We start from the raw sequence: 26,197 nt of genomic DNA, 5'->3' as shown, positions 1-26,197 counted from the left end.
CCCGCTACGAAAAACGCGCCTACATCTACCTCGGCACCGTCACCCTCGCAGCCCTCACCATCTGGCTCCGAACATGATCCGAGAAACAGTCCCTAAGACCTGTCCCGTAACTGCCTCAGAGCAAGCAACAGCCCCGCGGCAACGGGACAGAATCAGGTTCCGAGGCGGCCCGGTCACATGGTTGATCGCCGAAGAGTTTCTGCCACTCGTCCGCCACATCGCGGGACTCATCCAGACCGGGATCGCGACTTCCGCTCAGTGCGTAGGCTGGGGACCGGTCCGCGTGGAGCAGCACATGGGCGCAGTACCAGGCCCGCCATGTCGCTGCGGCGGCCGGTGCGGAGTGCTGCGTGGGCCTGGCCCGGGCCGAGTCCGTTCTTGGCGGCGAGCGCGTCGGCGACGGCGCCGGTGGTGAAGGCGTACACGGCCCTGTACAGGGGTCCACGATGAGTTCGGCGTGCGGCCAGGTGGCCGGCTGGGTTCCGACGCCGGTCGCGTTCTCCAGGATCTGGTCGTTGGTGAGGCGGACGACGGTGAACTTGGCTGAGGCGAGCGGCCCGCGCAGGCAGGCCTGGGACATGAGCGAGCGCAGGACGCCGAGCAGGGCGGCCTGGCCGAAGTGCATGGCCCAGTTGACCGGCGGCGGCTGTGCGGCTACCCGATCGAGAATCCCGTCCGACGCGCGCACCTCAAGATCGGCTACTGGGGAGCCCCGCACCGTCATCCGACTGATTTTCAGAGGGACCTCGACCAGCACGAGATCCCTCGGCCCCCCTCCTGGCGACGCCTTGGCATCTGACCTCGACGCCTTCAAGATCCCCGAGTCAAGTTCAGACACCGCAGAATTCGGCGTCGACGAGGCGCTGTTCGTGGATGTTCCAGTCGCCGTTGAAGTTCAGCGACAGCACGTGATCTCCGTCTGCCGTCGCCATGGTCTGCGAGATGGAGCCCTGAATGCCGCCGTTGTGCCCCCATATCTCGGTACCGCACGACAACGTCATCCTCATCAGTCCCAGGCCGTAGGAGAAGGTGGGCATGTTCTTGATCGAGACGGTCGTCATCATCTCCTTCAGTTGAGGCTCCTCCAGGAGCCGACCGGAGAACAGGGCCCGGTAGAACCGGTTGAGGTCTTGATTGCTGGAGATCATCTCTCCTGCGGCGCCCGCGAATGAGGGGTTGAGTTCGGTGACGTCGTAGATTGCGCTGTTCGGCTCTCCCGGCCCGGCAAGCTCCCCGGTCAGCTTCGAGTAGGCGCGTCCGCTGGGTCCGGGGACGCGGGCGCGGGTGCCCGGCAGACTGGTGGAATCCAGGTGCAGGGGGCGCAGGATGCGCTGCTCGATCTCGTAGGCGTAGGAGTGGCCGGTAGCCTTCTGGATCACCATGGAGGCGATGACGTAGTTGGTGTCGGAATAGCTCCAGTCGTCGCCGGGGGCAAAGGCCGGCCGGTGTGTCATGGCGAGTCGGACGATCTGGGAGGGCGTCCAGGTGGCGTAGCGGTACTTGAAGAAGTCGGTGCCGAACTCCTTGCGCTTGAATTCCTCGTCATCGGTGTAGCTGTAGATGCCGCTGGTGTGGTTGAGGATCTGCCGTAGCGTTATCTCGCCGCCGTCGTGCCCGTTGCCCTGCACCAGGCCCGGCAGCCAGTGGTCCACCGTGTCGTCCAGGCTCAGCTTCCCCTCCTCCTCCAACTGGAGCATCGACGTGGCCACGAACGTCTTGGTGATCGAACCGACCCGGAAGCGGTCATCGGCCTGCGGCTTGCGGCCGGTTGCCAGATCCGCAGTGCCCGCAACTCCCGCCCAGATGTCGCGCCCCTGCTCGACGAGCACGATGCCCCCGGGCGCCCCGTCCTGGACGACCGAGTCCAGGGCCGCCCGGGTGGCCGCGTGCCCGCCTCGTGTCGCGGAAGCGTCCGCCCTGCCGACAGCCGACGCCGGCAGGGCGAGACCGGCGCTCATCACGACCGTGGCGACCGCCCCGACGACAGCGACCCGCAGCCTGTGCTCCCCCCGGCTGCGGCCACCCCTCGTGGACGTACGTGACCCGTTGGCTGCGTATCCGTGCTCGTACAAGAAAAAATCCCGTCACTGGTGGGGGACGACCTGATCTGGACCCAGTATTTTCGATCAAGGTCCGGACCGGGATACCGCCAACCACCTGCTTGAAGGTGGGGTTACCCCCCCCACCCTGGCCGGATCCCAGCTGAGCGAAGGAGCTCCGCAACGGCGGTTGATCCTCCCCTGCAGCCCCCAGCCGCCGCTGCACTGCTGTACCTGTCGTGCGCCGGTGCCTGCTTGGCGGTTGCGACCAGGCCGGAGAATCGGTTGTGGAGCAGGGAGCCGCGCCGGGTCTGCAGGAGCAGCAGGCCGGTCGGCCGGGCTGGCGGTAGTGATCCGTACGGCCCGATCCGCAGCGATCTTCGTCAGGGTGGTGTATTCGCGCATCTGATCCACGGCCGCGGTATCGGCGCATCGCGCCCGTCCGCTTTGGAAGGTGGAGGCAGCCGAGGGCTTCCTCATAAGCGTGGCTGCCGCTACCAGCACCGCACGGCAGACCTGACGCACCGCACTTGGCCTCTGACCGCTTCAGCGGCGCGAATCGTTCCTGCGGTGAATGTCTGCGGCCGTGTGGGTGAGTGCAGCCCGCCATGTTTCCGGCGGAGGTGAGAAGACCGGTAGAAGACGGGGGCCGTGCCGTCCTCCTGAGGGGTGTTCGTGATGAGCCGAGGCTTGATCGTCGTGGATGTGCAGAAGGACTTCTGCGAAGGAGGCAGTGTTCCCGTGGCGGGAGGCGCGCAGCTCGCCACCGCGATCGCCGAGCTGGTGGAGCACAGCGCGGACGGTGACTACCAGTACGTCGTGGCCACCCGCGACCACCACATCGACCCGGGCAGCCACTTCTCCTCGAACCCGGACTTCAAGGACAGCTTCCCCGTCCACTGCGTCGCCGGAGACGAAGGCGGAGAATTCCACCCGAACTTCGCCCCCGCCGCTGCCAGCGGCAAGGTCCACGCCGTCTTCTTCAAGGGCGCCCACAGCGCGTCCAAGAGCGGCTTCGAAGGCGCGGACGCCGAAGGCACCCCCCTCGCGGACTGGCTGCGCGCACGCGGGGTGCGCCACGTCGACGTGGTGGGTATCGCAACCGACCACTGCGTGCGCGCCACCGCCCTGGACGCCGCCGCGGCCGGATTCAAAACCCGGGTACGCCTGGACTACACGGTCGGTGTCGCCCCCGAAACCATTGCCTCCACTCTGGACGACTTCCGCCAGGCAGGCATCAAGGTGTCCGGCAAGGCACCGGCCCCGCGGTAGCCCAGGCAGGACAACGACCTCTCGGAAGGCGGCGCGCCCTCGGTCCCGGCCAGGACCAGCCACCGCCCCTGACACTCGCGCAATGCCTCACCCCCACGGCGCGCCACCAGGAACCTGCTCCTGGTGGCGCGCCGTACGTCACCTGGCAGACGTACAGCCACGAGCACACGTACGCGGCGCGGTGGCGAGAACCAATCCGCGGCCGCTCCCGTCCGTCTGACGGTTGGGTGCCGTCCGGTGGTCGCACCCCGGCCGGTGGGTCTGTACGTGCTGGCCATTGCTTGGCGGCCGCACGGAAGAGGAACCCGTTCGGGTGGTTTGACGACGTCGCATTCCGGTTGTCTGCGGCCGCTGCGGGCGGTGTGGCAGGTTGAGCCGGTGGAACTCTCGGGGCAGGAGCCGGTGATGGACGGGCTGGGCGAGACGGCCCTGTGGGCGCTGTATCACCGGTCCCTGGCTGCCCGCGATCCCGCTTGCGGCCTGGCCGACCCCAAAGCCCTCGAACTGGTCCAAGCCTTGGACCACCCCTTCAGGCGGCGTTTCGGCACGGATAACCGGGGCTGGGTAAGGGGCATGGCGGTGCGCGCGCGGTGCTACGACCGCCAGGTGCGCGTGTTCCTGGCCAGGCATCCGCGGGGCACGGTGGTGTGTCTGGGTGAGGGGCTGGAGACACAGTTCTGGCGGGTGGACAACGGCACGGTGCAGTGGCTCGGAGTCGAGCTCGCCGAGCCGGCCGCACTGCGCCGGCGGTTCCTCCCGGACACGGACCGGCGCCGGACTGTGACCTGTTCCCTCGTGGACGAGCGGTGGATGCGGGAGGTCGACGCCTCGGACGGCGTCCTCATCCTGGCGCAGGGCGTGTTGATGTATCTGCCCTGGGACCGGGTGCGGGCCCTGGTGGAGGCGTGCGCAGCGCGTTTCCCGGGGGCGGGCTTGGTGTTCGACACCCCACCGGCATGGTTCACCGCAGACACCGTTCAGAGCCGATTCCGCTACCCGGCCCGATACCGGCCGCCGCCGATGCCGTGGGGCATGACACCCGCACGACTGCGCGAACTGCGCACCTGCCCGGGAGTGGCCGCCGCGTCACAGGTACCCGTCCCCCGCGGCACGGGCCTGTGGTGGGGCCGGCTGGTACCCGCGGTTGACCGCGTACCAGTGCTGCGCTCGTACGGGCCCCTGTTCGTGACCCGGCTGCTCTTCCAACCCGAGCCGGCCCCGGCCGGCCCGCCGCCGCCCAAACACTCGTGAGGAGCCCTGGTGACCACCCTCCCTGAGAAAACCGACTGCGAGAACACGACCGACGCCAAGACCGGGCCGGTCGCGCGGTCGGCGGACGTCCTGAGCGCTCCTTTGGTGCCGGTGGAAGGCGCCGCTCTGCGACTGCGCGAGTTGTCACACGCTGACGCCGCCGCCGTCCTGGAGATCTTCGGCGACCCCCGCACCACCCATTGCTACGGCAGCCCGCCGCTGACCGCCGCCGACGCCCGCGCCCTGATCGACCACGCCCGTGCACAGGCCCGGCACCACCCTCGCACCTTCTACCGGCTGGGCGTCGCCACTCGCGACACCGACGAACTCATCGGGACCGCCAAGCTCTCCCTGGCCCCGCCCACCACCGACCAATTCATCGCCTGCAACCACCGTGCCGCTGAGTTCGGCATCGCCCTGGGCCCCGACCACACCCACGCTGGCCGCAGCTGGGAGATCGGCCATCTTCTCGGTGTCCTGGCCTTCGACCGCCTCGCCTTGCACCGCCTGTGGTGCCTGTTGCTGCCCACCAATACCCCGGCGATCCGTGCCCTGGACAAGATCGGTGTGGCCACCAAAGAAGCGCACCTGCGGCACTTCGCGTACGCCGAGGGCACCTGGCACGACATGCTTCAGTACTCCATCCTCGAGGATGACTGGAAGACCCTGCACCAAAACCGCCCGATGCCCGCGATGAGCAGGCCAACCGCGAACTGAGCAGAGTGCAGTTCGCATCGCGGGAGGACCCGGGCCCGTGGCCGAGGCATCGCGCAACGCGACGGCATCAAGATCCCCATCTCGGCCGGCACAGGGCCTGCTCGACGCTGGGACGGCAGGTGGTGAGCGCGCGACGAAGTGCCCGGGCCACCCGTGTGCGGCCAGCCGTGCCACAACGCCACCCCCCGTCCGGCCAAAGGGCAAGGACACCGTCGTGTGGAACTCAGCGGACTGCGCGCAGGGACACAGCGGACACCGCTGGATCCGGCTCACCCGCGCCAGCCCGGCGAAGGTCACCTTTACCTGGAAGCACCACACCCTCCAGGACCACTGCCGCAGTGGCGAGTACGCCCCACCTGGCAACTACGTGGCCAGAGCAGCCGTATCTGGAGAAGACCGAGCAGGCACGTCCTTTTTCCTGGAAGACAACCGGAAACAAGCTCAGCCGAGCGTCAGCGTCACACCTGAGCAAGCCGAGTCTTCCCCCGCCACGGAGACGCCGTCCTACACCTCGATCGGCGGGCTTTTCGAGGGCACCTGGGGAGAGACAGAGACTCCTTCCGAGAGCTGGAATTCCAGCCCCTCTCCCGCAGAAGGAGCACCTTCTGGTGGAAACGGCGAAAGCCAGGGCATCTTTGGCGGTCCTCAAGGCTGAGTGTCTGCAAGTGTCTGCCTTGAGGACGGCTGACCTGCGCGGTAACCCCCTCGACGGGCGGGATGCTGTTCGGTCGTCAGTCTCTGTCCACGGCGGGGGTAGGTCTGCAGACGCCGCGGCCCTCATGGGCCAGGTGCGCACCGCCGTCCACGCCACTGCCGGAGCGGCACCCGGCGATGTCCTGGCCCGCACCAACCGTGTCCTGATGGACTTCGCGACCGACCTGTTCGTCTCCTGCCTCTACATCCACATCGACCTCGCCGAACGACGCATCCACCTGGCCAGCGCAGGCCATCCGCCCCCGCTGCTGCGCAGCCCCGACCCCGCACTACACACCGTCGCGCTCTCAGTGGAACCTGGTCCCCTGCTCGGCATCCGTCCGTGCACCGAAGCCGACTACCCGGCAGCCACCGTCCCCCTGCCCGCGGGATCTCTCCTCGCCCTCTACACCGACGGCCTCGTGGAACCCCCCAGACCGACATCACCGACTCCATCACCGACCTCGCCAACCACCTCACCCGGACCGGCGACCGGCCGCTCGATGCCCTGGCGGACAGCCTCCTCCACCACGCCGGCCTTCAACACCCGCGTACGGACGACATCGCCTTGCTCCTCTTGCGCAGCCGGTAGGCAGAGCAGCCCGCCCCGCCCCGCCCCGACCCGGGCCCTGGGGTGTGCCGCCCGTGCTCTGAGGGTGCGTCCGATGCCACCGCACTGTGAGGGCCTGTGCCGCCGGCGAGGTCGTGAAGGAGCACTCAGCGGGTGCAGGGCAGACGGCCCGCCCCGCGCCGCGCGGCTCCGGCAAAGAGGGAGGCGGTCTTCCACGAGCGCGCCCGGACGCGTCAGGGGGCGTGAACTACGGGTTCACTGTGGCGACCACGAGCCTGGCGCAGCGCACCCGGCAGGGGCTTGACCGGCTGGTGTGGCCGGTCGTGGGCCGTGGCGAGGACCGTCTCGCTTTGGACACGCTGCCCAAGGCCCGCTGAGCCAGGGTGCGGCGGCTATCCAGAGCCGCTGAACAGGTCGACGTTGCTGGGGGAGAGGCCGGGCCGGCGAGGTACCAGGGGGCCGGGTGCCGCCAGTGCCCGTGTCCCGGGCGACGTCGACGCCGTGGACCGGGAGCGCACGCTTCCCGTCGGCCGCCAGCACGGTGGCATAGCTCTGTCGAGGTGGGGCACTTGGGGTCTGCTGATGTGCCCGGTGACGGGCCGTGGCGGCAGTGGGTGGATGGCATTTCCTCGCGGTGCGGTGGCCGCCTGCGGGAGGGGCTTTGAGGGAGAGGTATTACCGTGATCATTCCTGCGGAGAAGGATCTGCGCGCTGCACTGGCCCGGTTTGCTCAGGCGAGGATCGAGCATGACGTGCGGCCTACTGGCCGTACTAGCAGGGATCTTGAGGACGCCACGTACACGCTGTGCGTGATGACCGGAGCCCGCACGGCCGAACAGGCGCTGCTGGCGGCCGATGAACTGCTGGAGCAGTACAGCACGCGCGGTGCGAACATCTCCCAGCAGGATGAGACGCTGGCCGCGTAAGGGCTGATTCCCTCTCGCCCGCTGCTGCATCAGGCGAGGGCGCGCAGCGGCGGACTGCGGGGGTGACGACGTCGACCAAACTGCTGGCCGGAGGCTGGTGCTTCTCCGTCCCGCTGTGTGCGGTCGGCGGGGACAAGGACTTCGAGTTCCTCGCGGAGTGCGGGGACGAGGACGAAGCGGGGGGTGTGCTACTTCGCGGCCGTCTTTCCGCCGCGGGTGCGGCAGGCGGAGCCGGCGGGCGCGTCACAGTTCACAGATGAACGTTTGTGAGAGCAGTGCCGCGTCAGCGCGTGCGGCGTCGGTGACTGCGGTATGTCATGGGGTGGACAAGGTGTCGGGGGATAGGTCTGCCTCGTGCGTGGCTGCCCAGGAAGCGAGTAGGGCCAGTGCTTCTGCGGACGGGGAGCCGGGTTCTGCGGTGTAGATGGTGAGGGTTAGTCCCGGTTCGGCGGCCATCTCCAGGCCCTCGTAGGCGAGGGTGAGGTCGCCGACGACCTGGTGGTGGAAGCGTTTGGTTCCGGTGCCGTGGTTGCGCACGTTGTGGGCGCCCCAGCGGGTGCGGAACTCGTCGCTGCGGGTGCACAGCTCGCCGACGAGGTCGTGCAGGTCCTTGTCGTGGGGGTTGCGGCCGGCTTCGGTGCGCAGGATCGCCACCGCGGCATCGGCGAAGGTGTCCCAGTCGGGGAAGAAGCTGTGGGAGGCGGGGTCGAGGAAGTTGAACCGGGCGAGGTTCGCCTGGTTGCCCGGGGACGCGTAGACGTCGGCGTGGAAGGCACGGGCGAGCGGGTTGGCGGCGAGGACGTCCAAGCGGCCGTTGCGGACGAAGGCGGGGCCCGCCGTGATGGCGTCCAAGGTCCATTGCAGGCTGCGGTGGGGTGTCCACTGTTGACTGGTGCGGCGCCTGGGACGGCGGGTGAGGGCGTCGGAGCCGTCCGCGGCATGCGCCAGGTTGAGCAGATGGGTACGTTCGGCGTCGTCGAGCTGGAGAACGCGGGCGACGGCTTCCAGGACGGCCGGGGATACGCCGGCGAGGTTGCCGCGTTCGAGTTTGGCGTAGTACTCGACGCTCATGTCGGCGAGGGCCGCCACCTCGCTGCGGCGCAGGCCGGGCACGCGCCGCCGAGGGCCGGAGGGCAGTCCTGCCCGTTCCGGGGTGATCTTTGCGCGCCGCGAGGTGAGGAACTCGCGGACTTCTTCACGGTTGTCCACACCTCGACGGTACGTCCGACAGACGGCCGGAGGGATGTACTGCTGGTACGCCCATTGATGGTGCCTCGCTCATCGCACCGGACGGTGGTTACCTCGATGACGTGGTGCTTTCCGCCCGGCCGTGCAGTCGGGCTGGTGGACAAGCCCACGTCCGGCGCCGGACGGCACAGCACCGGACCGGCAGCCCCCCACCCCACGGCACAACACATGAGCAGGAGCAAGAACATGGCACCGCAGCAGTCCCCCTCACAGCAGCTCGTCGGCGACATCACCCCGAAGCTGGCCGACCTGACCGACGACGTCCTGTTCGGTGACGTCTGGGAACGCCCGGGGCTGTCCAAGCGCGACCGCAGCCTGGTCACCGTGACCGCTCTGACGGCGCTCTACCGCACCGACCAGCTCCGCTTCCACCTGCGGACCGCGCTGGACAACGGCCTCACCAAGGACGAGCTGTCGGAAATGATCACGCACCTGGCCTTCTACGCCGGCTGGCCGAACGCCATGAGCGCCGCCACCGTCCTGAAGGAAATCGTCGCCGAGTCCGGCAACTGACCGACCGCGAACCTCTCGCCCCCACTCCCGCAGCGGAGCCGCGGCGCCGCAGCGCGCCCGCAACACCCGCCGGGAGTGGGGCTCCGGTCTCGCCCACACCCGCGCCTCCTGATCTCCACAGCCCCCGATCACGAAACAGAGCAGCCATGGACCACATCACCGAAACGCCCACCATCAAGGGCCCGGCCGATCGCTTCACCGGCGACGTCTACCTCAACATGCTCCAGGCACCCACCGAGCCGGGCCGCCTGGCCGTCGGGCTGGTCCGCTTCACGCCCGGCGCCCGCACCAACTGGCACTCCCACGCCCTGGGCCAGACCCTCCACCTCACCGACGGCGTCGGCCTGGTCGGCACCCGCGACGGCAATATCGTCCGCGTCACCGCCGGGCAGACCATCACCTGCCCGGCAGGCCAGGAGCACTGGCACGGCGCCACCGGCACCACCTTCATGGCCCACATCGCCATGGTCGTCGGCGACGGCACCGGCGACGGCACCACCTGGCTCGAGCCCGTCACCGACGAGCAGTACGGACAGCCCTCCTGACCCTGGGTTCGGCAACCCCGTCATCCCTGCCACGGTCAACAACACCGGTGGGCCCGGCGGCCGCAGAAGCGGCGGCAGGCAAATCGCGGGCGGTCCCGTGCCTTCCCGGATTCCAACCGGCGCAGACAGCGCCGATGCACGACAAGGAGATCCACCCATGCGTGGAGTAGTGATGCACAAGGCCGGTGACGTCCGGGTCGAGGAGCGCGAGGACCCGAAGATCATCGAGCCGACCGACGCGATCATCCGGCTGTCCGCGACCTGCATCTGTGGCTCCGACCTGTGGCCGTATCGCGGGATCGAGCCCGTCGACCACACGATCATGGGGCACGAGTACGTGGGCGTCGTCGAAGAGGTCGGCGACGACGTGAAGAACGTCAAGGTCGGCGACTTCGTCGTCGGGTCCTTCGTGATGTCCGACAACACCTGCGAGATCTGCCGGGACGGCTTCCAGTCCAAGTGCGTGCACGCCGTGTTCGCCACGACGGTCGGCACCCAGGCGGAGAAGGCCCGCATCCCGCTGGCCGACGGCACCCTGGTCGCCACCCCGGGGCAGCCCGACCCCGAGCTGATCCCCGCCCTGCTCGCCGCCTCCGACGTGCTCGGCACCGGCTGGTTCGCCTCCGACGCGGCGCAGGCAGGGCCCGGCAAGACGGTCGCGGTGGTCGGTGACGGCGCGGTCGGCCTGATGGCGATCCTCGCCGCGAAGGAGCTGGGCGCGGAGCGGATCATCGCGATGTCCCGCCACCCGGAACGGCAGAAGCTGGCCCGCTACTACGGCGCCACCGACATCGTCGAGGAGCGCGGTGAGGAAGGTGTCACGAAGATCAAGGAGCTGACCGGCGGGCTCGGCGCGCACTCGGTGGTCGAGGCGGTCGGTACGCAGGAGTCGTTCATGCAGGCCGTCGGCGCCACCCGGGGCGGCGGGCACCTCGGCTATGTCGGCGTGAACTACGACGTGAAGATCCCCGGCATCCAGCTTTTCTTCGCCGGCATCCACACCCTCGGCGGCCCCGCCCCGGTACGCCGCTACCTGCCCGACCTGATCCAGCTCATCTGGGACCGCAAGATCGACCCCGGCAAGGTCTTCGACCTCACCCTGCCCCTCGACCAGGCCCCCGAGGGCTACAAGGCCATGGACGAACGCCGCGCCACCAAGGTCCTGCTCACCCTCTGACACGCCTGCCCATGAGCTCGGGGCCGCTCCGCACCACGGCGAAGGAGCGGCTCCCGGCAGGCATCTCGGCACCATCTGCCTCGAGCCCGTCACGGACGAGCAGTACGGACAGCCCTCCTGATCCTGGGTTCGGCGGCTGCCGGCGGCAAACCCGGCGGTCGGCAGATCAGCGCCGGGCGATCCCTGGGGCGAGCAGGCTGGTACTTGTCTCCCTGACGCTGCCCGCGGTCAAAAACCGCCCCAGCTCGCACACCGACACGCTCCCGTTAGGCAGGACGGCCGCCTTCTGGTCCCCGCACCGCCCGCACAGCGACGAGGCCGAGCGCTCAGCGCGCTCGTGATCTCCTGCGTCCAGGACAGCGACCTTCAGTCGGATGCCGCGCCTGACCGCCTCGACGATGTTGGCGCGGGTCACCCTGTGTGAACCGGCCCGGCCGGGTACCGCGTCGTGCTTGGCGGCGACGATGCTGTGGTGCGTCGTCGCCAGCCGCACGTCGGGGTGCTCGAACAGCCGCCAGTGCTCCTCGCGGATCCGGAACAGATTGCTGTAGACGCGCACGCGCAGGCTGGCACCGACGCGCGCCGAACCATCCGGGCGAACGCCGGGTGCAGGGCGGGCTTGCCCCCGGTGAGCTGGATGTCCTCGGCGCCCAGGGCGACGGCTTCGTCGATGGTCCGGTTCCAGTCGTCCTCGGTCATGCCGCCATGGCTCCCGGTTGGCCCGGACTGGCGTAGCAGAGAGTCCGATTGCTGTTGTGGCTAGTTGGATCCCGGTGCGACGCTCGTAGGATGCCTAAATGCCCAAGCCGTTACGGATGAGCCGCGCCAGCACGTGGGTTGCTGCGTGGGCGGTGCTGTGCGTGGCCGGTATCGCTGCCACCGCCGCACTGAACGCCTTTCCGGCGCCTGACCCGCAAACCGAGAAGCCCGTCAGCGCCGAGTGCGCCGAGTACATCGCGGACATCGAGGCGCAGTTGGCCAAGGCCAAGGTGGAAGGCAACGACGACGGCGTGCTGGGCTTCACGCGAATCGGGGTCGGCGCGAACGACTGCAGCGATGAAGTTCTCGACCACTTCAGCGGCGACCGGTGAGCCGCCGTACAGGGCTCGCCGCTATAGCGGGGCTGATTTGTGCCGGTGCCGTGGCGATCATCGCCGTGAGCGCCGCGACGGAACCGGAGCCGCAGCCCACTCCGCCGCGGGTGTACTCCTCCTGCCTGGCGGCCGACACCAAGCCGATGCCTGTGGGCGACGACCAGTGCGACGGCCGTTGAAGAACCACTGAGTGACCGTCCGCAGAACGGCGACTGAGGCCCCTGCCCGCCCGCGTCCCTACCGGCCACCGCCCGCAGCCGGGAGGCCACCAGCGCCGCCCCGGGCCCCCGAGCCGGAGCGCCGCCCGAGAACAGGCAGCGTGGGCGCGCCTCGCCGAAGTCGCGCGCGCCACGGGAACGGTCGGCGCTATGAGCAGGTGGGCGGCGCGGGCCGCCCGGCGAACCGGTCGGTCAGCCAGTTGACGGCAGCGGGCAGGCCGGTGGTTTCGCCGGCGATGTGATCTCCGGGTACGACGGTGAAGACGGTGCGGACGTCTGCGGTGCACCAGGCTTGGTTCAGGGCGCGGGCTTGGCCGATAGGGATGATGTCGTCCAGGGCGGCGTGGTACTGGAGTACGGGTACTGTCGGTGCCGGCCGGGTGATGAGGTTGTTCTGCGCGTAGACGGAGGCGACACCGGGTTGTGCGTCGAACTGCTGAATCGTCGCGCCCGTCGAGTAGTCGCTGAATTTCTTGAAGGGGTAGCTGGCGAGGGTCTGCACGACGCATTGGGCTTTCAATGACGCCTCGGTGGCCTTGCCTGCAGCGCTGAGGGAGTCATCCAGGGGGAACTGGCCGGGGTAGGCCTGCTGGAGGCCGATCAGCGCGTAGAGCTGCAGGCCCTCGCCGATGGCACTGCCGTCCAGGGATTCGGCCACGTTGCGGACGTCCGCCGGCACACCGCCGGACACATCGGTGATCAGCTTGAGGTCCGCAGCATAGGAAGGGGCCAGCGACGCCGCCCAGCCCGACGCGCCGCCGCCCTGCGAGTAGCCCATCGTGGCCCAGGGGGTCGCCGCCGAGACGCCCGTCCCGGGGATCGAGGCAGCCGCGCGGGCCATGTCCAGAACGGTGTGCGCCTCGGACACTCCGGCAGCATAGGTGGGGGTGGAACCGGTGGTGTAACCCTCGTAGTCGCTGACAACGACACCCCAGCCCTTCGCCAGCAGTGCCTCGACCGGTTCGAGTTCCTGTTCGGTGCCGGCGCCGAACTGTTTGGACGGCGCGCACTGTTGCCCCAGACCCTGGGTGCCGACCGCGAGATCCACCCACGGTCGGGTACCGGGCCCGAGCCACGGCAGCGTCGGTGTGAAGACCGTGCCGGTGACCGCGATGTCGGCGTTCTGGGCGTTGCGGGAGTGGTACATCACCGTGGTGGCAGTTGCTGTCGCTGCGGTCGCTACAACCGTCGCGGGCCGTGTCCGGATGATCGTGCCGGGTTCACCGGCCGGCAGTGGCGACGGCGCCTGGTAGAAATCTGCCGACGCGGCAGCCTTTGCAGGTGCGGCGGAAACCGCGGCAGGAGACAGGACCGCCGCTGCCAGGGTGGCCAAGCCGATCATGCCGGCGACAACAGAACGACGCACCGTAACCCCATTCTCTATGGTGAGCTTGTCCCGGTTTCCCGGGCGGTTCTCGTGTAATGGTCACGCCGCGGGTAGCCCGCGTGACGTCCACCCGCACCTGTGTGACGACTGCAAGCACCGGGCGGTCGAAGCGGCATGGCAGGCCGGACAGCCGAGGGTGAGTGCCAGGAGCACGAGCTGCGGCGGCAGGATTTGGAGAAGAACCGGCACCGCAGAACGCTGACAGCTGGTTCTAGTTCAGCGGGCGAGGGCGACTTCCACCGGTGTGTTCGGGCAGCCGTCCATGATGTCGGTGAGGGCGGTCTGTTCGGCCTGGTCGATGGTGAGGTTCCAGCGGGTCTTGATGGTGATCTAGTCGGTGGCGTAGGTGCACCGGTAGCCGCCGGTGGGGGGCATCCAGGTGGCCGGGTCCTGGTCGGCCTTTGAGCGGTTGGACGTGGCGGAGACCGCGATCAGTGCCCGCGGGTCGTCGAGGCCATTGGCGTACGTCTCGCGTTCCTTCGCCGTCCAGGTGGAGGCGCCGGAGTCCCAGGCCTCGGCGAGCGGGACCAGGTGGTCGATGTCCAGGGCGCGGGCCTGGTGAATTAGGTGTCGTCGTACGGCGAGTACCAGGATCCACCGGTCAGTCGGCAACTCGCGTCCTGCTCGGGAGCGGTGACCGCTTCCTCCAGGAGGACCTCGTTGCGGGTGCTGCAGCCGTCGCGGTCGGCGTCGGTCCAGTGCCGGAACTTCGTCCGCTCGTACCCGGTGCGGGACTCGGTCTGGACAGGAAGCGCGGCGAGGGCATCGCGGACCGGCAGCGCGATCGTGTCGCCGGGGCTGGAGGCTGCGGTGGCGGTGGTGGGGGTGAGCAGGACGGCGAGTACGGACAGCGCGGCGGCCGCAGTCCGGGCGGTGGTGGAACGCACGGCGGGACTCCTTCACGAAGACCACGGGAGGGGATAGTCCGTGATCTTCGTAGCGTGTCCGGTGTCCGGCACATGAGGTGATCGGCCGTCAGTTCACCCGCGCGGGTGGAAAGTCATACCACCTCGCCGCCCGACCGGCTAGGTGGCGGTTGACGCCACTTGTAGGTCAGTTCTGACTCCACCCGGTGCCTGGCTGTGGATCAGTAACATCGCGATCCTGCTCGGCCTGGAGTTCGACGCGGAGATGGCCCGCCAGCGTGCCGTCGCCGTCTGTCTGTCCGAGGACGAAGAGCCCTATGATCCCGCCCCGCGACACCCGCGCGTGGAGCGAGGAAGACCGGCGCCGCCTCGAAGGAGGGATCTGCCCAGGTCATCGAGTTAGGCGCTGCTCAGACCGGGAAGTCGCAGGTCATGAGAGTGCTGGCGGATCTTCGTGAGGGTGATCACCGGTTGACGCGGTGGGCGGCCTCGTGGCGGTCGACTTGCGTGCGCCGGGTCCTGCCGGCGGTGGAGGAGTGCCGAGCACACCAAGTGTGGTGGGGCGCCGCGGTGGTCCTGTCCGCAACCGGGTGGCGGGGGCGCAGGGCCGCGACCGCCGGCCTGGCGAGCATGGCCGTGGCGGAACTGGCCTCGAACTGCGTCCTCAAGCAGATGTGGCAACGGCGCCGGCCGCCGAAGGAATGGATCTCGCACAAGGAGGTTCATGACCGCCCCGACTCCTCGTCCTTCCCTTCAGGGCACACCGCCGCAGGAGTGGCGTTCAACGCCGCGGCGGCAGCAGTGTGTCCGTGGGCGGGCGCGGTGTGTGCGGTGCTGGCCGTCATGGTGGCCGCCGAACGCGTGCATACGGGCGCCCACTACCCCTCCGACGTCGCCGCCGGCGCCGCGCTCGGTCTGGCCGCAGCCGCCCTGGTACATCGTGCTCCCCGCCTGGCGTGGAAACCGCGGGACTCCCCTGCGGGAGGGCATCGCTGCGGGCAACCGACCGCCTGCCATCTGCCTCGTGGAAGGTGTTCTGGGCCAGGAAAAAGGTTCTGGCCCAGCTCCAGAAGAGCGGTCCCGGAAGAATCCCGCACCGACCTCGACCTGCGCTGATCGACAGCAGAGCCGAGGCCGGTGATCGCCAGGTCAGGGGCCTGTTCATAGCCGCCGGGCGGGAAGTGCAGCGGTCAGGCGGTGAGGAGCGAGTCGTCCTCGACGCGGGCTCCGGGCAGCTGGTGGCGGGCGGCGATGAGGGCGGCGTCGATGTCGCGGGTGCCGGTCGATACGCACAGGGTGTAGGCGACGTCGTCCATCCTTTGGCGGGCCTGCTCGCTGCCGTTCTCGGCGTGCAGGACGTGCAGGGTCTCGTACTGCTCGATGAGGTTCATCAGTACGGCCGGGTGTGCCATGAGCATCGGGAGCCTCCCAGGTCGCCACTCTTCGCATGGGGCATACACGCATCCGTGTGCCCCAGGCCTCGAATGCCATTCCACCTGTCTCGGGTGAGCAGCCGGGACTGCGTCCGGAGCGGTTGTCGACAGTGCACACCGGGTGTGCCGCGGTGGTGAGGACGTCGATGCCGACCAGTTGCAGAACGTGCAGGGAAGGTTTCTGCGCGGCGGCGATGCGCGGGTGCGTTTTGATGTCGAGGACGGATCGCCGCCGGCTCCGCATACAGGGCACGGCCGTCCCGCCGGAGGGTGAGCGGCACCTCGGTGGTCGTCTATCGGATGCGCAAGAGGAGCAGGGCGATGTCGTCGGTGCGGGTGTGGTGGTGGCCGGCGTGGTGGAGGAGGCTGTCGGCCAGGTCGTCGAGGAGCCGGTCGCCGTTGCTGGTGATGTGGCGGGCGAGGGCTGCGATGGAGTCGGTGATGTCGGTGCCGGGGGTTTCCACGAGTCCGTCGGTGTAGAGAGCGAGGAGTGATCCCGCAGGCATGGGAGCGGTGGTGACCGGGTAGTCGGCCTCGATTCCCATGCCGATACCGAGCAGGGGGCCTGGTTCGACCTCGAGCGCGATGGTCCGCGGTGGGGACGCGGGGCTGCGCAGAAGCGCGGGCGGATGTCCGGCGCTGGCCAGGTGGAGGCATCGCTCGGCGAGGTCGATGTGGATGTAGAGGCAGGAGACGAACAGATCGGTTTCGAGATCCATCAGGACGCGGTTGGTGCGGGCCAGGACTTCGCCGGGCGCAGCGCCGGCGGTGGCGTGGACGGCTGTGCGGACCTGGCCCATGAGGGCTGCGGCGTTGATGTTGTGTCCTTGTACGTCTCCGATGACCGCGGCGGCGGTGGTGTCGCTGAGGCGGATCAGGTCGTAGAAGTCGCCGCCGATGCCCATGCCATGGGCGGTCGGCAGGTAGCGGGCGGCGACGGCGAGGCCGGGTACCCGGGGCAGAGTCACGGGCAGGAGGGTCTGCTGCAGACCATGGGCGAGGTCGTGCTTGGCGTCGTACAGGAGCGCGCGGTCCATGGCCTGGGCGATGAGCCCGGCCAGTGACACGAGGACGGCGCGGTCGCCCGCGCTGAAGGGGTGCGGGCGGTCGTAGGACAGGATGCAGCATCCGACGCGGCGGTCGGCGACCAGCAGGGGAAGAAATGCCCAGGCCTGTTTGCTGCTGAGCCTCGGTGCCTGCGGGTGGGCACGTGCCATTTCGGCGGGGTCGGCGAAGAAGGCCGGGATGCCGCTCTGCAGGACACGGCCCGCAGGGGTGAGGCCGGTATCCAGGGGGAGGCCGTCCAGGCGGGCGATGTTGCGCGGGTCGTAGCCGCGGTGCCCGGTGATCCTCAGCCGCCCGGCGTCGGCGGCGGAGATGACCATGCCCTGGGCGCTGAATGCGGGCAGGATCTGGTCGGCCACCACGTTGATGACGTCGGCCACGGTAACGGTCTGGCTCAGGGCGGCCGCCAGGTGGATCAATTGGTGGATCCGCCCCGTGCCGGCTCCCTCGGGTGAGGTGCCCAGGGCCGGGGTGATACGGGGCAGTGGCGCGTCCGCCTGCTTCCGGTCGAGGTGGGGGGAGATGAAGGCGCTGATGCCGCTGTCGTCGGGGTAGAGCCGGATGTCGAGCCAATGGTCGGGCGGGCGCAGCGCGGTGTAGGCGACGGGCTCGCGGGTGAAGACTGCGGTGCGGTAGTGGTCTTCGTGAACCGGGTCGTCGAGCCAGGGCACGGACTGCCAGGGCAGGGTGCCCAGGAGGCGGTCGGTCCGGCGGCCGAGCAGCCGGGCGGCGGCGTCGTTGAGATAGGTGATTCGGCCCTGCAGGTCGAAGCTGAGGGCACCGACGGGCATCCGCTGGAGCAGGTCGGCGGCGGCGAGCCCGGTTTGTGCCGGGTCCGGGTCAGGTCGGCGCAGGGGCACGGCACGCGGCTGATCAGGGATGTCCCACGCGGCAGTGGCTTGGTCCAGTACGTGGGTGATGCGGTTTGCGCTGGACAGGATGTGCCCGCGTTCTCGACGGGTCAGCGAGGGCGGGTGGTTCTTCGGCCACGCCAGAACCAGTACCCCCCACCTGCGGACACCGTGCAGGGGGGCGAAGGCCAGGGCGAACTGGTAGGGCAGCCCGGCAGCGGCGCTCGGATACAGGCGGGCCATGTCCTCCTGCCGGCCCACCCACACGAGGCGGTCCTCCCGCACCGCCTCTGACAGCGGACCCGCGGCGGATACCGCCACCCGCCGCCACGGTGTCGCCACCACCACCGGCACCCCGCATACCGCCGTCAGGCACAACAGCGGCTCGGCCTCCGACAGCAGGTACAGACCCGCTGCCAACGCGCCCGTACGTTGCACCGTGCCACTGAGCACTTGGTCCAAAGGTGCCTCGCCACCGGATGCAACATAACTCTGATAGCTCACGTATCCGACATTATGCCTTCGAGTCGGACCACGGCAGGGTCATGGCGCTGGCGCACCTCGCCGACTGCCGGCGTTCCCCGCGGGTGGGCCTCGGAAGAGTCCTCCGCGGACGCCTTCCTTTCTCGCCGCGGTGCACGAGCCCTGCCCACGGACCCCTCCAGCGATGCCGTCAGGTTCCGTCGGCTGTCCCGGCCGGGACAGCCGGCTCGGCCTCAGGCAGCTGGAAGTGACCGATCACCGCGTGCAGGGCCTCGGTGCACCGGTCGGCGAGCTTCGGGCCGTCGCAGGGCATGGCCTCGATCAGCACCGCGGCTACGTCGGTCTCGCTGCGGGTCCTTCGTCGCGAGGTCAGGGCGGGGGAGCGGGCAGCGGCATCGCGTTGAGCGCTCGGGCCGCGTGGACGAGGTTGGAGGCCATGGCTCGGCCCGTGGAGGCGGCCCAGTCGTGGCCGCGGTCGTCGTCGAGGTAGTCAGGACCGGGGCCGGGGCCGAGGTGCCAGTAGGTCCAAGCCTGGCCGGGAATCGTGAAGCCGATGTCGCCGAGTGCGCCGTTGATTTCGCTGATGACGTGGTGGGCGCCGTCCTCGTTGCCGGTGACCAGGACGCCGGCCACGCGGTTGTAGGCGACGGGGCGTTGTTCGTCGTCGGTCTCGCTGAGCATCGCGTCGAGCCGTTCGAGCACGCGCTGGGCGACGGAGGAGGGGCGCCCGAGCCAGGTCGGTGAGGCGATGATCAGGATCTGTGACGCCAGCACCTTCTCGTGCACACCGGGCCAGTCATCACCCTCGCCCATATCGGTTTCGACTCCCGGCTTGATGTTCAGGTCGACCGCACGTACCACGTCCACCTCCACCCCGTGGCCCTTGAGGGACGCGATGACGGTGTCGGCGAGGGCCTCGGTGTTCGAGGGCTGGGGGGACGGCTTGAGAGTGCAGTTGATGACAAGAGCGCGCATGGAACACCCTGTTCCCCGAACAGCGTCACTTGCACGATGTCCCGCACCGGGTTCCCCCAGCCAGTGGAGACCACGTGCAGACGGGCCGCGCCCGAGCGCTTCCGCGGACCGACCGGAGACCGACTCGGGGCCGGCTATGCGATCAGGGCCACGGCCATGGCGATGAGCCCGATTGCTACCAGCGCCACCACGATCATGTTCTGCCGGACGCAGCCGACCAGCACCTGGAGACCGTGCGAGTTGTAGCGGAGGATTGAGCCACGCCCCGGAGGCGGCCAGCCGGGCTGCGACGCTCGGGCAAATACAGGGCCTACGGCAGCAGAGGATCCCGGCCCCCTGCCCGTGGGGTGAGCCGTCAGCCGCTTGGTGCTGAAGTATCTGACCTCGGGAGTCACGGCCGGCATGCTCGCGTGATGCCTACTTCGCACATCACGCGCAGGTGCCTGTCGCCGAGGGGCGACGTTGTTCACCGACGGCCGCGACGGCGCGACCATCCTGCGCAGCCGCGTCGGCGGCTCCCGGTCGGAGACCCGGATCAACCACGACATCGCCGAGTTCCTGGCCTGGGTCGAGACCTACTGCACCGAGCACGGCCGCAGTGACCGCATCCCGCCCGACCCGGCCCACCCGGTCATCTACTCCGCTCGCCTGCGCCGCACCCTGGCCTGGTTCATCGTCCGCCGGCCGAGGGGCCTGGTTGCCGCCGCCATCCAGTACGGACACCTCCGCGTCCAGATGACCCTCGGCTACGCCGGAAACTACACCTCGGGCTTCCCCGACGACCTCGCCTTCGAGGACTGGCTTGCCCGGCTGGACACCCTCGCCGACGCACACCAGCGCCTGCGCGAAGGCGAGCAGGTCAGCGGCCCAGCAGCTGAGACCTACCGGCACCGCGTCCAGGCCGCCACCCGCTTCGCCGGGAGAGTCCTGCGCACCAAGCGGCACGCCAACGCCATGCTCACCCACCCCGACCTGACAGATCTTCCCCGGCAAGGGCATGACCTGCCTCCTGGACCTGAAGCGAGCAGCCTGCCGCCTGCGCAGCGAGGAGGACCGCACCCGCCGCACCCCCGACCTCGACGACTGCCGCCCGAACTGCGTCAACATCGCGCGGACCGATCGCGACATCGAACACGTCCTCGTCCAGATCGAGCGACTACGACCGCTCGTCGACGACCCGCTGGCGCCGCCTTCCGGCACGCCCGCTAGGAGCGGAAAAGCATGACCATGCAATTCGCGCTGAGCCGACGCACGATAGTTGCCACATAGGCAGGCTTGTTGGCGCGTCAGCGAAGCGGGCGTGCTGGCGCCGACGCCGGGGTTGGTGGGCGTTGTGGCCAGTTGAGCGGTGACGCGTGTTGAGGCGGCAGGGGACTGTCGGTGGCTGGTGGCAGGATCACCGGCATGGTTTTCGTACGTACTACTCCTCCGCGGCCCGTCCAGGTGACCGCGGTCTTCCCCGAGTTGGCCCCGTTGGCGCGACCTGCCATCCGGTTGCATCCACGTCCGGGGTGGCCTTCGGTCAGGGACAGCTCGGTCGGCGGGCCGTTGCTGTGGCCGGCAGGGGAGCCGTGGCCGCACTGCGAGGACGTGCATCTGCACGTGGACACTGGATTCCGTGAGTCACTGACCGAAGTGCGGCTCCAGAGACGCTTGCAGTCCCGGTGGCGCCCTGATGACCGGCCTCCCGCGTACACGCCCGAAGAGGAAGCGCTCAAGGAACGCGCTGCCGCACGACTCGCTGAACGGCTCGGCGCCGGCCCTCCCTGGCCCGCTGAATGCCCGGTCCCGCTGTTGCCCGTGGCTCAGCTGTTCCTGCGTGACATACCCCTGTTGCGGCCGCCCGGGCAGGCCGATCTGCTTCAGATTCTCTGGTGCCCGTACGAACACGAACCGGACTACAAGCCGTCGACCGCACTGTTCTGGCGGTCGGCCGCGGAGGTCGGCGACATCCTCGCCACACCACCGGAACCGTACGAGGCGGACTATCCGGGTTACGTGGCAGAGCCGTGCGTGCTGGCGCCAGAAGCGATCACCGAGTACCCGAACAGCCTGGATCTGAGCCCGGAGCTGCAGCGGATGCTGGAGGACTGGAACAGGTGGCAGGCAGCCGGCGCCGGCGTGGACAGCTCCTACGCGGAGTATCCGCGCGAGTTCTACCACGTTCACCTGGGCAACGCACCCGGCTGGAAGGTCGGTGGCTGGCCCCCTTGGGGCCGCACCGACCCGAACCCCCGGTACTGCGCTGTGTGCGAGGTGCAGATGGTCCCGCTGCTGACGATTGCTTCCCGGGAGTGGGACGGCGGTGAAGGTCGCAGTTGGGCGCCGCAGGAAGAGCAGGCTACCGCCCTCGCTGGCTCTCGCCGCCCGGGCCGGTACCCCTCGCAGCCGACGAGGGTAGAAGTAGGCAGCACGGACAACATGCAGATCTACGTCTGTCCGACCTCCCCCGAGCATCCACACACAGACCTGATCCAATGAACTGTCGGCCTGTCACACACCCTCCTGTAGACGGGGACAGGAATGCTGCCGAGTCAGGGCGCGTGACGAACCGCTTGCCTCACCGGTGACAACCAGGCTGCTTCGTCCGGTTGAAACCTCAGGTCAACGGAGGCCGTTGATGACAACTATCGTGCTTCGGCTCAGCTGTGACCGCCGCGCCCGATGCACGGCGGCCCATATCCCGTTCCTTTCTCCGTGACGATTGAGAGGCCCGTGTGAGCACTCCCCCCCTGCTCCCGCCGCCGTCCCCGCGTCCCTGCGCCCGGCGCGGCCGCGCCCCGCCAGCCGGTCGACCGGGAGAAGGTCGGCCGCAGCTGGGTCCGCCGGCGCGCCACCGGCATGACCGCCACCGAGGCCGCGGCCGCGCTCGAGGACGCCCGGCTGTAGCCGCACTTCGACCGCGACCGCGAGGACCTGGCCGGCGACGAACGAGGCCCCGCCGAAGTCGCGGAGTGGGAACGCATCGCGCAGCTGCTCGCCACCACTGGCGGGACGTACGACCCGAAGGCCGACGTCGTCGTCCAGGACGAACTCGCCGCCGAAGTCGCGGCGGCCGCCGAAGTCGCGGCGGCCGCCGAAGCCGAAGACGAACTCCGGGACCTGGAGATGGAGCAGGAGCGGCAGGAGCGGCTGCACTCCAACGGGCTGCCCGAACGCGCCCACATGCTGATGGCCCTCCAGAAGGCCGACCTTCTGGACGCGGCCGGGGCGCACGGCGCCGAAGGCCCACTCGTGCTGCACGAGCCCGAGGACCTCACGCCCTCGACTACCTGAACGAGTACGGCGAGTTCCACGACATGTTCCGCATCCTGGAGGGCCACGGCATGGCCCCTCCGAGGGACCCGGACGCCGTCCCCGCGTCGGTGCGAGCGCACAGCGCGCTGCTGCGAGCCATGGCGCGGACCGGGACGCTGGAGGGCTACGACGCGGGCCACGCGGTGCGCCTGGCGCACGCCGACCCGGACGCCGTTGTCCCGTCTCAGCGGAGTTTGGCGGATCTCACTGAACTTTGACCGGCTGTCGGCACGGCCTGGCACCTTGTACGCAGTACCTACACTCAGAGAGATCGGAACCCGAAGTGCTGCCCACTGTCACCGGCCGCGATGAGTTCGCCGCGCTGATCATTAGAACCGACTTCAGCGACGAGACAGTCTGGCGAGCCGTGTGCGCGGAGTCGTTGAGGCCGTGGGGCGACGGTGACTATGAGCCCCACGTCCACATCGTCGACGATCCGGTCTGGGTCGGTGCCACAACCGGTGACGTGATCGCCGCCGTCTCTGCGGACGAGGATCTGAGCGTCGTCTTCCTTGCCGACCGCATCACCATGCGGGACCGCGAGCACCCACTGCTGGCCGTGGCGGTCCTGACCAGGGACGAGTGCGAGAGCGACGAGGAGTTCGAGGCCTACGGCGGATCGGTCCGCACCGTCGCCGCCGGCATTCACGACATCCACGCGAACCTGTCGATCGCCAACCTGGACTTCGCGGACTTCGCAGAGGCCGCCCAGACCGATCCTGCAGGGATCTTTCGATCCTTCTAGGGACTCACCACGGCCGCGGTCAAACGTCGATGAGATCGGTCAAACTCCGCTGAGACGGGTCAGCCGTCCTCGCGCTCGCCGCCTGGATCGAGACCCGCGGCCGGAGCGCCCGGTGAGCGCCGACGGCCCCGTGGTCGCCACGTGGATGCAGTCGACGGCCTGCGGCACCCGATACGAAGATCTGACGGCCGACGGCCAACGAAGATCTGACGGCCGACGGCCAAGTCCACGTCGACTACGCGCCCCCGCTCGGGGAGCCCTGGTTCGAGGGCGACAACGACCCCGACCACAACCCGATCTGCTCGTGCCCGCGCGTCCCGAAGCAGTTCTGCATGGAGTGCGCCGGCTGCGCCGCCTGCGGGCAGTGCACCGGCCCGCACGTCTGGCCGCCGCTCCGGGCGGGACCACCGAGGGGGACCTCAGCACCAGTCCCGTGCCACGCTCACCGAACGTGACGGGCTGAGCTGTCATGCACCCCGGCCGTGCTGTCACGCCCGCCGGTTAGAGCGTGACAGCAGCCGTAAGAATGCCCGGCAATGTCCGTTTCTTGGGGCGCGGATCGGACCCGTACCCCCTTCCAAGGCCGTTTCTGCGTGACAGCGTGACGCGTGACAGGGCGGCTCGTGGGCGGGCGCGGGTCATCACGCTCCGCTCCCACCCTGACCTGTGACAGCGAAGCTGGACCACTTGTCATCGAAGTTGGACGGACGGCTGTTTACGCCAGCGAAGATGGATCACTGCATGGTTGGTGACAGCGAAGCTGGACCGGCAGGGGCTTTAGCTGCGCGATCCCGGAGTCCGGCTCGCCGGGGGACCGCTCTTTGCCCGCAGGTGCCCGAGCACCACTGGCGGGCGCGGGACGGCTCGAGGTGGGCCGTGGAGGTTCCGCATGCCGCACATTCCCGCTGGTCACAGCCTCTGGTGAACTCCTGCTCGAAGGAGTGGTCCGAGCACCAGGGGTTCGGCCTGAGGGGCTGGAAGGGGCAACGGCAGGTCAGCCAGGACGAACAGGCACACCCAGAAGATCTGCACCCGACTAGGTTCACGTCGAGAGTGTCAGCACTTCTCCTTCCGCGCCTGCTGGATCAGCGGCTCGGCCTCGTCCAGCGTGAAGGTGACCTGCCAGGTCTCGGCCGCCCGGTGCAGGGTGTCGGCGAACTCCTGGTAGCCGTGGTCCTTTTGAGCCGCGTCGGCGGCGCGGTTGGTCGCCGTGTTCAGGTACTGCTCGGCGGTCTGGTAGTAGGGGTCAGTCAGATTTGACGGCCGGGGGCGGGCGAGGTGGTCGGTCAGCTGCTGCAGGGAGGCGCAGGCGGACTTGGCAAACTCGCGCGCCGCCACCGTGGCCTTGGAGGGCGTCGAGCTGCAGGCCGCCAGGGAGAGCGTGGACGCCAACAGCAGGGGCAGGGGCAGTGACAGGCGAAGTATCAGCTGACGTCGACTAGTCATGGGTCAATCCTAGTGAGCATGACGGCCTGACCGCCCGGAAATCCGGTGGGCCCGCAGCCACCGTCCCGCCCGGCCCATATCTGGGCCTTGTCTGCTCTGGCCTGCAACGCGGCCATCAACGACGGCACCGCTTCCGCCCACTCTCGCCTCAACGCCCGCGCACCTCGGCGGGCTCATCACCCGCGACGGTAGAAGCCAGCCACACGATCACATACCAAAACCCCGCGAAGCACCCCAGCGAGGCACCCGCACCGAGCATGCACCCACCCCAATCGGTCCAACTTTCTCGTCGCTAAACAGCGTTGGTCCAACTTCGGTGGCAATCCGTCCAACTTCGCTGTCACAGGTCACACCCGGGTGTCCCGTGCCACTGGATCTTGACCGTTTGCCATCGGACTTTGACGGACGCGAGTTGTGTCATCGGAGTTTGATCACCGCAGGTCAGCGACTCAGCGCATCTTCGGTGCGCGCCGGGGGCGTGGTAAAACCCGTGGCGCGCTGGAGGTGCTTCTGTCTGCCCTGACGGCCATCTGCACGGGTGCAGCCTGTCGTCACCGTTCCGTCACGAGTAGTCGCCGCACGGAACCCTGCCGCTCTCCCGCCCTGTCTGCACTCACGTACCACGACCAACGCGTACCGCGGGGCAACAACCGACGACCGAAACCCGCGGACGAGACGACTCAGGGGGACGACAGCATGCGTCACAGCAACGGCATTCGCAGGGCGGCTCTGGCGACGACGGCGGTCACGGCCGTCGCGGCGGCGGTGACCGGCATCCTGCCCGGCACCGCCATGGCGGCGAGCACCCCCACCTCCACCCCGCCGCCCGCCTGCCCGGCCTCCGCCCTCCAGGTCAGCGCCTGGCAGGCCGTCCACCGGCCCGTCGGGACCGGGACCGGGGCGGCGGTCGTGCAGTTCACCAACGTCTCCCGGAAGACGTGCGTCCTGAAGGGCCATCCGACGGTCGCGGGCGCCGGCAACGGCTCCCCCGCCCACAACACCCCGCTCAAGGTCACCCCCACCGGCAGGGCGGCCACCGTGACGGTCCGGCCGCACGGCAAGGCGTGGGTGAAGCTGACCTTCGTCCAGGTCCAGGGGGAGGCCGACGGCTACTGCGTGTCGGGCAAGGCCCCGGTGACGTATCCGACGATGGTCATCGGGCTGCCGCACTCCGGGAAGCACCAGGTCGCCTTGAACGACGGGGTGTGGGCCGAGTGCGACAACAAGGTGACCGTCACCCCGGTCTCGGCGGTCAAGCCTTCCTGACCCCCCGTCCCCAAAATCGAGCAGCCTGCACGACGATCGCAAGGCTCTGACCTACACGTTTACGAGGAACTGCACATAAGTGCAGGTGAGCGACTCAGCGCACTTTTGGTGCGCTGAGT

24 protein-coding genes and 2 pseudogenes are annotated in these 26,197 nt (G+C 69.0%); 16 read left to right on the top strand and 10 right to left on the bottom strand.

Annotated features, from left to right (window positions below):
• Window positions 1-115: 115 nt before the first annotated feature.
• Both ACFVYS_RS42020 and ACFVYS_RS42015 read right to left on the bottom strand, forming a co-directional pair.
• Window positions 116-757 carry a hypothetical protein gene (locus tag ACFVYS_RS42020; RefSeq protein WP_389510935.1) on the bottom strand — a complete coding sequence of 214 codons (642 nt, stop codon included), beginning with the start codon at window positions 755-757 and terminating at the stop codon, window positions 116-118.
• A gap of 73 nt (window positions 758-830) precedes the next feature.
• On the bottom strand, window positions 831-1,958 hold the full coding sequence (locus ACFVYS_RS42015; protein WP_389510933.1) for a serine hydrolase domain-containing protein: 1,128 nt from the start codon (window positions 1,956-1,958) through the stop codon (window positions 831-833).
• 759 nt (window positions 1,959-2,717) lie between these two features.
• Here ACFVYS_RS42015 and ACFVYS_RS42010 point away from each other — a divergent pair.
• The 5 genes from ACFVYS_RS42010 to ACFVYS_RS41990 all read left to right on the top strand — a co-directional run bounded on the left by ACFVYS_RS42010 (window position 2,718) and on the right by ACFVYS_RS41990 (window position 7,469).
• The gene (locus ACFVYS_RS42010) at window positions 2,718-3,311 is read left to right on the top strand and encodes an isochorismatase family protein (RefSeq protein WP_389510931.1); all 594 of its coding nucleotides are present in this window, start codon (window positions 2,718-2,720) and stop codon (window positions 3,309-3,311) included.
• A 378-nt stretch (window positions 3,312-3,689) separates the two neighbouring features.
• Window positions 3,690-4,562 carry a class I SAM-dependent methyltransferase gene (locus tag ACFVYS_RS42005; protein ID WP_389510929.1) on the top strand — a complete coding sequence of 291 codons (873 nt, stop codon included), beginning with the start codon at window positions 3,690-3,692 and terminating at the stop codon, window positions 4,560-4,562.
• A 9-nt stretch (window positions 4,563-4,571) separates the two neighbouring features.
• Window positions 4,572-5,279 (top strand): GNAT family N-acetyltransferase, encoded by a 708-nt coding sequence (locus ACFVYS_RS42000; RefSeq protein ID WP_389510927.1) that lies wholly within the window; start codon window positions 4,572-4,574, stop codon window positions 5,277-5,279.
• Between the two features lie 779 nt (window positions 5,280-6,058).
• A complete protein-coding gene (locus tag ACFVYS_RS41995) occupies window positions 6,059-6,847 on the top strand; it encodes a SpoIIE family protein phosphatase (RefSeq protein ID WP_389510937.1) in 789 nt (262 codons plus the stop codon).
• A gap of 376 nt (window positions 6,848-7,223) precedes the next feature.
• Window positions 7,224-7,469, top strand: coding sequence for a DUF5133 domain-containing protein (locus tag ACFVYS_RS41990; RefSeq protein ID WP_389510925.1), 246 nt, complete (start codon window positions 7,224-7,226; stop codon window positions 7,467-7,469).
• Between the two features lie 315 nt (window positions 7,470-7,784).
• On the opposite strand, the gene ACFVYS_RS41985 is transcribed toward ACFVYS_RS41990, so the two are convergent.
• Window positions 7,785-8,678: a helix-turn-helix transcriptional regulator gene (locus ACFVYS_RS41985; protein ID WP_389510923.1), complete on the bottom strand. Its 894-nt coding sequence runs from the start codon at window positions 8,676-8,678 to the stop codon at window positions 7,785-7,787.
• Window positions 8,679-8,903: 225 nt separating this feature from the next.
• Here ACFVYS_RS41985 and ACFVYS_RS41980 point away from each other — a divergent pair, with 225 nt between their 5' ends.
• The 3 genes from ACFVYS_RS41980 (at window position 8,904) to ACFVYS_RS41970 (ending at window position 10,952) form a co-directional block, all read left to right on the top strand.
• Window positions 8,904-9,230 (top strand): carboxymuconolactone decarboxylase family protein, encoded by a 327-nt coding sequence (locus tag ACFVYS_RS41980; protein WP_329438130.1) that lies wholly within the window; start codon window positions 8,904-8,906, stop codon window positions 9,228-9,230.
• Between the two features lie 146 nt (window positions 9,231-9,376).
• The gene (locus ACFVYS_RS41975) at window positions 9,377-9,775 is read left to right on the top strand and encodes a cupin domain-containing protein (protein WP_389510921.1); all 399 of its coding nucleotides are present in this window, start codon (window positions 9,377-9,379) and stop codon (window positions 9,773-9,775) included.
• 157 nt (window positions 9,776-9,932) lie between these two features.
• Window positions 9,933-10,952 (top strand): zinc-dependent alcohol dehydrogenase family protein, encoded by a 1,020-nt coding sequence (locus ACFVYS_RS41970; protein ID WP_389510919.1) that lies wholly within the window; start codon window positions 9,933-9,935, stop codon window positions 10,950-10,952.
• Window positions 10,953-11,118: 166 nt separating this feature from the next.
• On the opposite strand, the gene ACFVYS_RS41965 is transcribed toward ACFVYS_RS41970, so the two are convergent.
• Entirely contained in the window at window positions 11,119-11,511 is a 393-nt protein-coding gene (locus ACFVYS_RS41965; RefSeq protein WP_389510918.1) for a hypothetical protein, read from the bottom strand.
• Window positions 11,512-11,749: 238 nt separating this feature from the next.
• Here ACFVYS_RS41965 and ACFVYS_RS41960 point away from each other — a divergent pair, with 238 nt between their 5' ends.
• Window positions 11,750-12,043: a hypothetical protein gene (locus tag ACFVYS_RS41960; RefSeq protein WP_389510916.1), complete on the top strand. Its 294-nt coding sequence runs from the start codon at window positions 11,750-11,752 to the stop codon at window positions 12,041-12,043.
• 369 nt (window positions 12,044-12,412) lie between these two features.
• Here ACFVYS_RS41960 and ACFVYS_RS41955 read toward each other — a convergent pair whose 3' ends face one another.
• Both ACFVYS_RS41955 and ACFVYS_RS41950 read right to left on the bottom strand, forming a co-directional pair.
• Window positions 12,413-13,606 carry a lipase family protein gene (locus ACFVYS_RS41955; RefSeq protein ID WP_389510914.1) on the bottom strand — a complete coding sequence of 398 codons (1,194 nt, stop codon included), beginning with the start codon at window positions 13,604-13,606 and terminating at the stop codon, window positions 12,413-12,415.
• A 261-nt stretch (window positions 13,607-13,867) separates the two neighbouring features.
• Window positions 13,868-14,538: pseudogene (locus tag ACFVYS_RS41950) on the bottom strand (HNH endonuclease family protein).
• A 190-nt stretch (window positions 14,539-14,728) separates the two neighbouring features.
• On the opposite strand from ACFVYS_RS41950, the pseudogene ACFVYS_RS41945 reads away from it, so the two are divergent.
• Both ACFVYS_RS41945 and ACFVYS_RS41940 read left to right on the top strand, forming a co-directional pair.
• Window positions 14,729-14,975, top strand: a pseudogene (locus ACFVYS_RS41945) (hypothetical protein); the annotation flags it as partial.
• Window positions 14,950-15,633, top strand: coding sequence for a phosphatase PAP2 family protein (locus ACFVYS_RS41940; RefSeq protein ID WP_389510912.1), 684 nt, complete (start codon window positions 14,950-14,952; stop codon window positions 15,631-15,633). The pseudogene ACFVYS_RS41945 and the gene ACFVYS_RS41940, both read left to right, overlap by 26 nt.
• Window positions 15,634-15,707: 74 nt before the next feature.
• Here the strand turns inward: ACFVYS_RS41940 and ACFVYS_RS41935 are convergent, their stop codons facing one another.
• The 3 genes from ACFVYS_RS41935 to ACFVYS_RS41925 all read right to left on the bottom strand — a co-directional run bounded on the left by ACFVYS_RS41935 (window position 15,708) and on the right by ACFVYS_RS41925 (window position 19,324).
• Complete coding sequence (locus ACFVYS_RS41935) at window positions 15,708-15,935, bottom strand: DUF5133 domain-containing protein (RefSeq protein ID WP_389510911.1); 228 nt, start codon at window positions 15,933-15,935, stop codon at window positions 15,708-15,710.
• Between the two features lie 308 nt (window positions 15,936-16,243).
• Complete coding sequence (locus ACFVYS_RS41930; protein ID WP_389510909.1) at window positions 16,244-18,319, bottom strand: SpoIIE family protein phosphatase; 2,076 nt, start codon at window positions 18,317-18,319, stop codon at window positions 16,244-16,246.
• A 399-nt stretch (window positions 18,320-18,718) separates the two neighbouring features.
• The gene (locus ACFVYS_RS41925; protein WP_389510908.1) at window positions 18,719-19,324 is read right to left on the bottom strand and encodes a flavodoxin family protein; all 606 of its coding nucleotides are present in this window, start codon (window positions 19,322-19,324) and stop codon (window positions 18,719-18,721) included.
• 462 nt (window positions 19,325-19,786) lie between these two features.
• On the opposite strand from ACFVYS_RS41925, the gene ACFVYS_RS41920 reads away from it, so the two are divergent.
• The 4 genes from ACFVYS_RS41920 (at window position 19,787) to ACFVYS_RS41905 (ending at window position 23,366) form a co-directional block, all read left to right on the top strand.
• The gene (locus tag ACFVYS_RS41920; RefSeq protein WP_389510906.1) at window positions 19,787-20,533 is read left to right on the top strand and encodes a hypothetical protein; all 747 of its coding nucleotides are present in this window, start codon (window positions 19,787-19,789) and stop codon (window positions 20,531-20,533) included.
• Between the two features lie 195 nt (window positions 20,534-20,728).
• On the top strand, window positions 20,729-21,805 hold the full coding sequence (locus ACFVYS_RS41915) for a hypothetical protein (RefSeq protein WP_389510905.1): 1,077 nt from the start codon (window positions 20,729-20,731) through the stop codon (window positions 21,803-21,805).
• Between the two features lie 627 nt (window positions 21,806-22,432).
• Window positions 22,433-22,600 (top strand): hypothetical protein, encoded by a 168-nt coding sequence (locus ACFVYS_RS41910; protein ID WP_389510903.1) that lies wholly within the window; start codon window positions 22,433-22,435, stop codon window positions 22,598-22,600.
• A 304-nt stretch (window positions 22,601-22,904) separates the two neighbouring features.
• On the top strand, window positions 22,905-23,366 hold the full coding sequence (locus ACFVYS_RS41905; RefSeq protein WP_389510901.1) for a DUF6924 domain-containing protein: 462 nt from the start codon (window positions 22,905-22,907) through the stop codon (window positions 23,364-23,366).
• Between the two features lie 1,056 nt (window positions 23,367-24,422).
• Here the strand turns inward: ACFVYS_RS41905 and ACFVYS_RS41900 are convergent.
• On the bottom strand, window positions 24,423-24,812 hold the full coding sequence (locus ACFVYS_RS41900; protein WP_389510899.1) for a hypothetical protein: 390 nt from the start codon (window positions 24,810-24,812) through the stop codon (window positions 24,423-24,425).
• Between the two features lie 696 nt (window positions 24,813-25,508).
• On the opposite strand from ACFVYS_RS41900, the gene ACFVYS_RS41895 reads away from it, so the two are divergent.
• Complete coding sequence (locus tag ACFVYS_RS41895) at window positions 25,509-26,078, top strand: DUF4232 domain-containing protein (protein ID WP_389510897.1); 570 nt, start codon at window positions 25,509-25,511, stop codon at window positions 26,076-26,078.
• Window positions 26,079-26,197 lie beyond the last annotated feature (119 nt).

Source organism: Streptomyces sp. NPDC058295, from assembly GCF_042880655.1.
GTDB lineage: Bacteria > Actinomycetota > Actinomycetes > Streptomycetales > Streptomycetaceae > Streptomyces > Streptomyces coriariae.
This window is presented reverse-complemented; position numbering and strand designations above follow the sequence as displayed.

Bases quoted from the DNA above. Each gene is read 5' to 3' on its own strand.
- ACFVYS_RS41960 (WP_389510916.1), top strand. From the start codon at position 11,750: ATGCCCAAGCCGTTACGGATGAGCCGCGCCAGCACGTGGGTTGCTGCG.
- ACFVYS_RS42015 (WP_389510933.1), bottom strand. From the start codon at position 1,958: ATGAGCGCCGGTCTCGCCCTGCCGGCGTCGGCTGTCGGCAGGGCGGAC.
- ACFVYS_RS41955 (WP_389510914.1), bottom strand. From the start codon at position 13,606: ATGATCGGCTTGGCCACCCTGGCAGCGGCGGTCCTGTCTCCTGCCGCG.
- ACFVYS_RS41975 (WP_389510921.1), top strand. From the start codon at position 9,377: ATGGACCACATCACCGAAACGCCCACCATCAAGGGCCCGGCCGATCGC.
- ACFVYS_RS41910 (WP_389510903.1), top strand. From the start codon at position 22,433: ATGGAGCAGGAGCGGCAGGAGCGGCTGCACTCCAACGGGCTGCCCGAA.
- ACFVYS_RS41970 (WP_389510919.1), top strand. From the start codon at position 9,933: ATGCGTGGAGTAGTGATGCACAAGGCCGGTGACGTCCGGGTCGAGGAG.
- ACFVYS_RS41995 (WP_389510937.1), top strand. From the start codon at position 6,059: ATGGGCCAGGTGCGCACCGCCGTCCACGCCACTGCCGGAGCGGCACCC.
- ACFVYS_RS41900 (WP_389510899.1), bottom strand. From the start codon at position 24,812: ATGACTAGTCGACGTCAGCTGATACTTCGCCTGTCACTGCCCCTGCCC.
- ACFVYS_RS42010 (WP_389510931.1), top strand. From the start codon at position 2,718: ATGAGCCGAGGCTTGATCGTCGTGGATGTGCAGAAGGACTTCTGCGAA.
- ACFVYS_RS41940 (WP_389510912.1), top strand. From the start codon at position 14,950: ATGAGAGTGCTGGCGGATCTTCGTGAGGGTGATCACCGGTTGACGCGG.
- ACFVYS_RS41915 (WP_389510905.1), top strand. From the start codon at position 20,729: ATGGTTTTCGTACGTACTACTCCTCCGCGGCCCGTCCAGGTGACCGCG.
- ACFVYS_RS41935 (WP_389510911.1), bottom strand. From the start codon at position 15,935: ATGCTCATGGCACACCCGGCCGTACTGATGAACCTCATCGAGCAGTAC.
- ACFVYS_RS41925 (WP_389510908.1), bottom strand. From the start codon at position 19,324: ATGCGCGCTCTTGTCATCAACTGCACTCTCAAGCCGTCCCCCCAGCCC.
- ACFVYS_RS41895 (WP_389510897.1), top strand. From the start codon at position 25,509: ATGCGTCACAGCAACGGCATTCGCAGGGCGGCTCTGGCGACGACGGCG.
- ACFVYS_RS41980 (WP_329438130.1), top strand. From the start codon at position 8,904: ATGGCACCGCAGCAGTCCCCCTCACAGCAGCTCGTCGGCGACATCACC.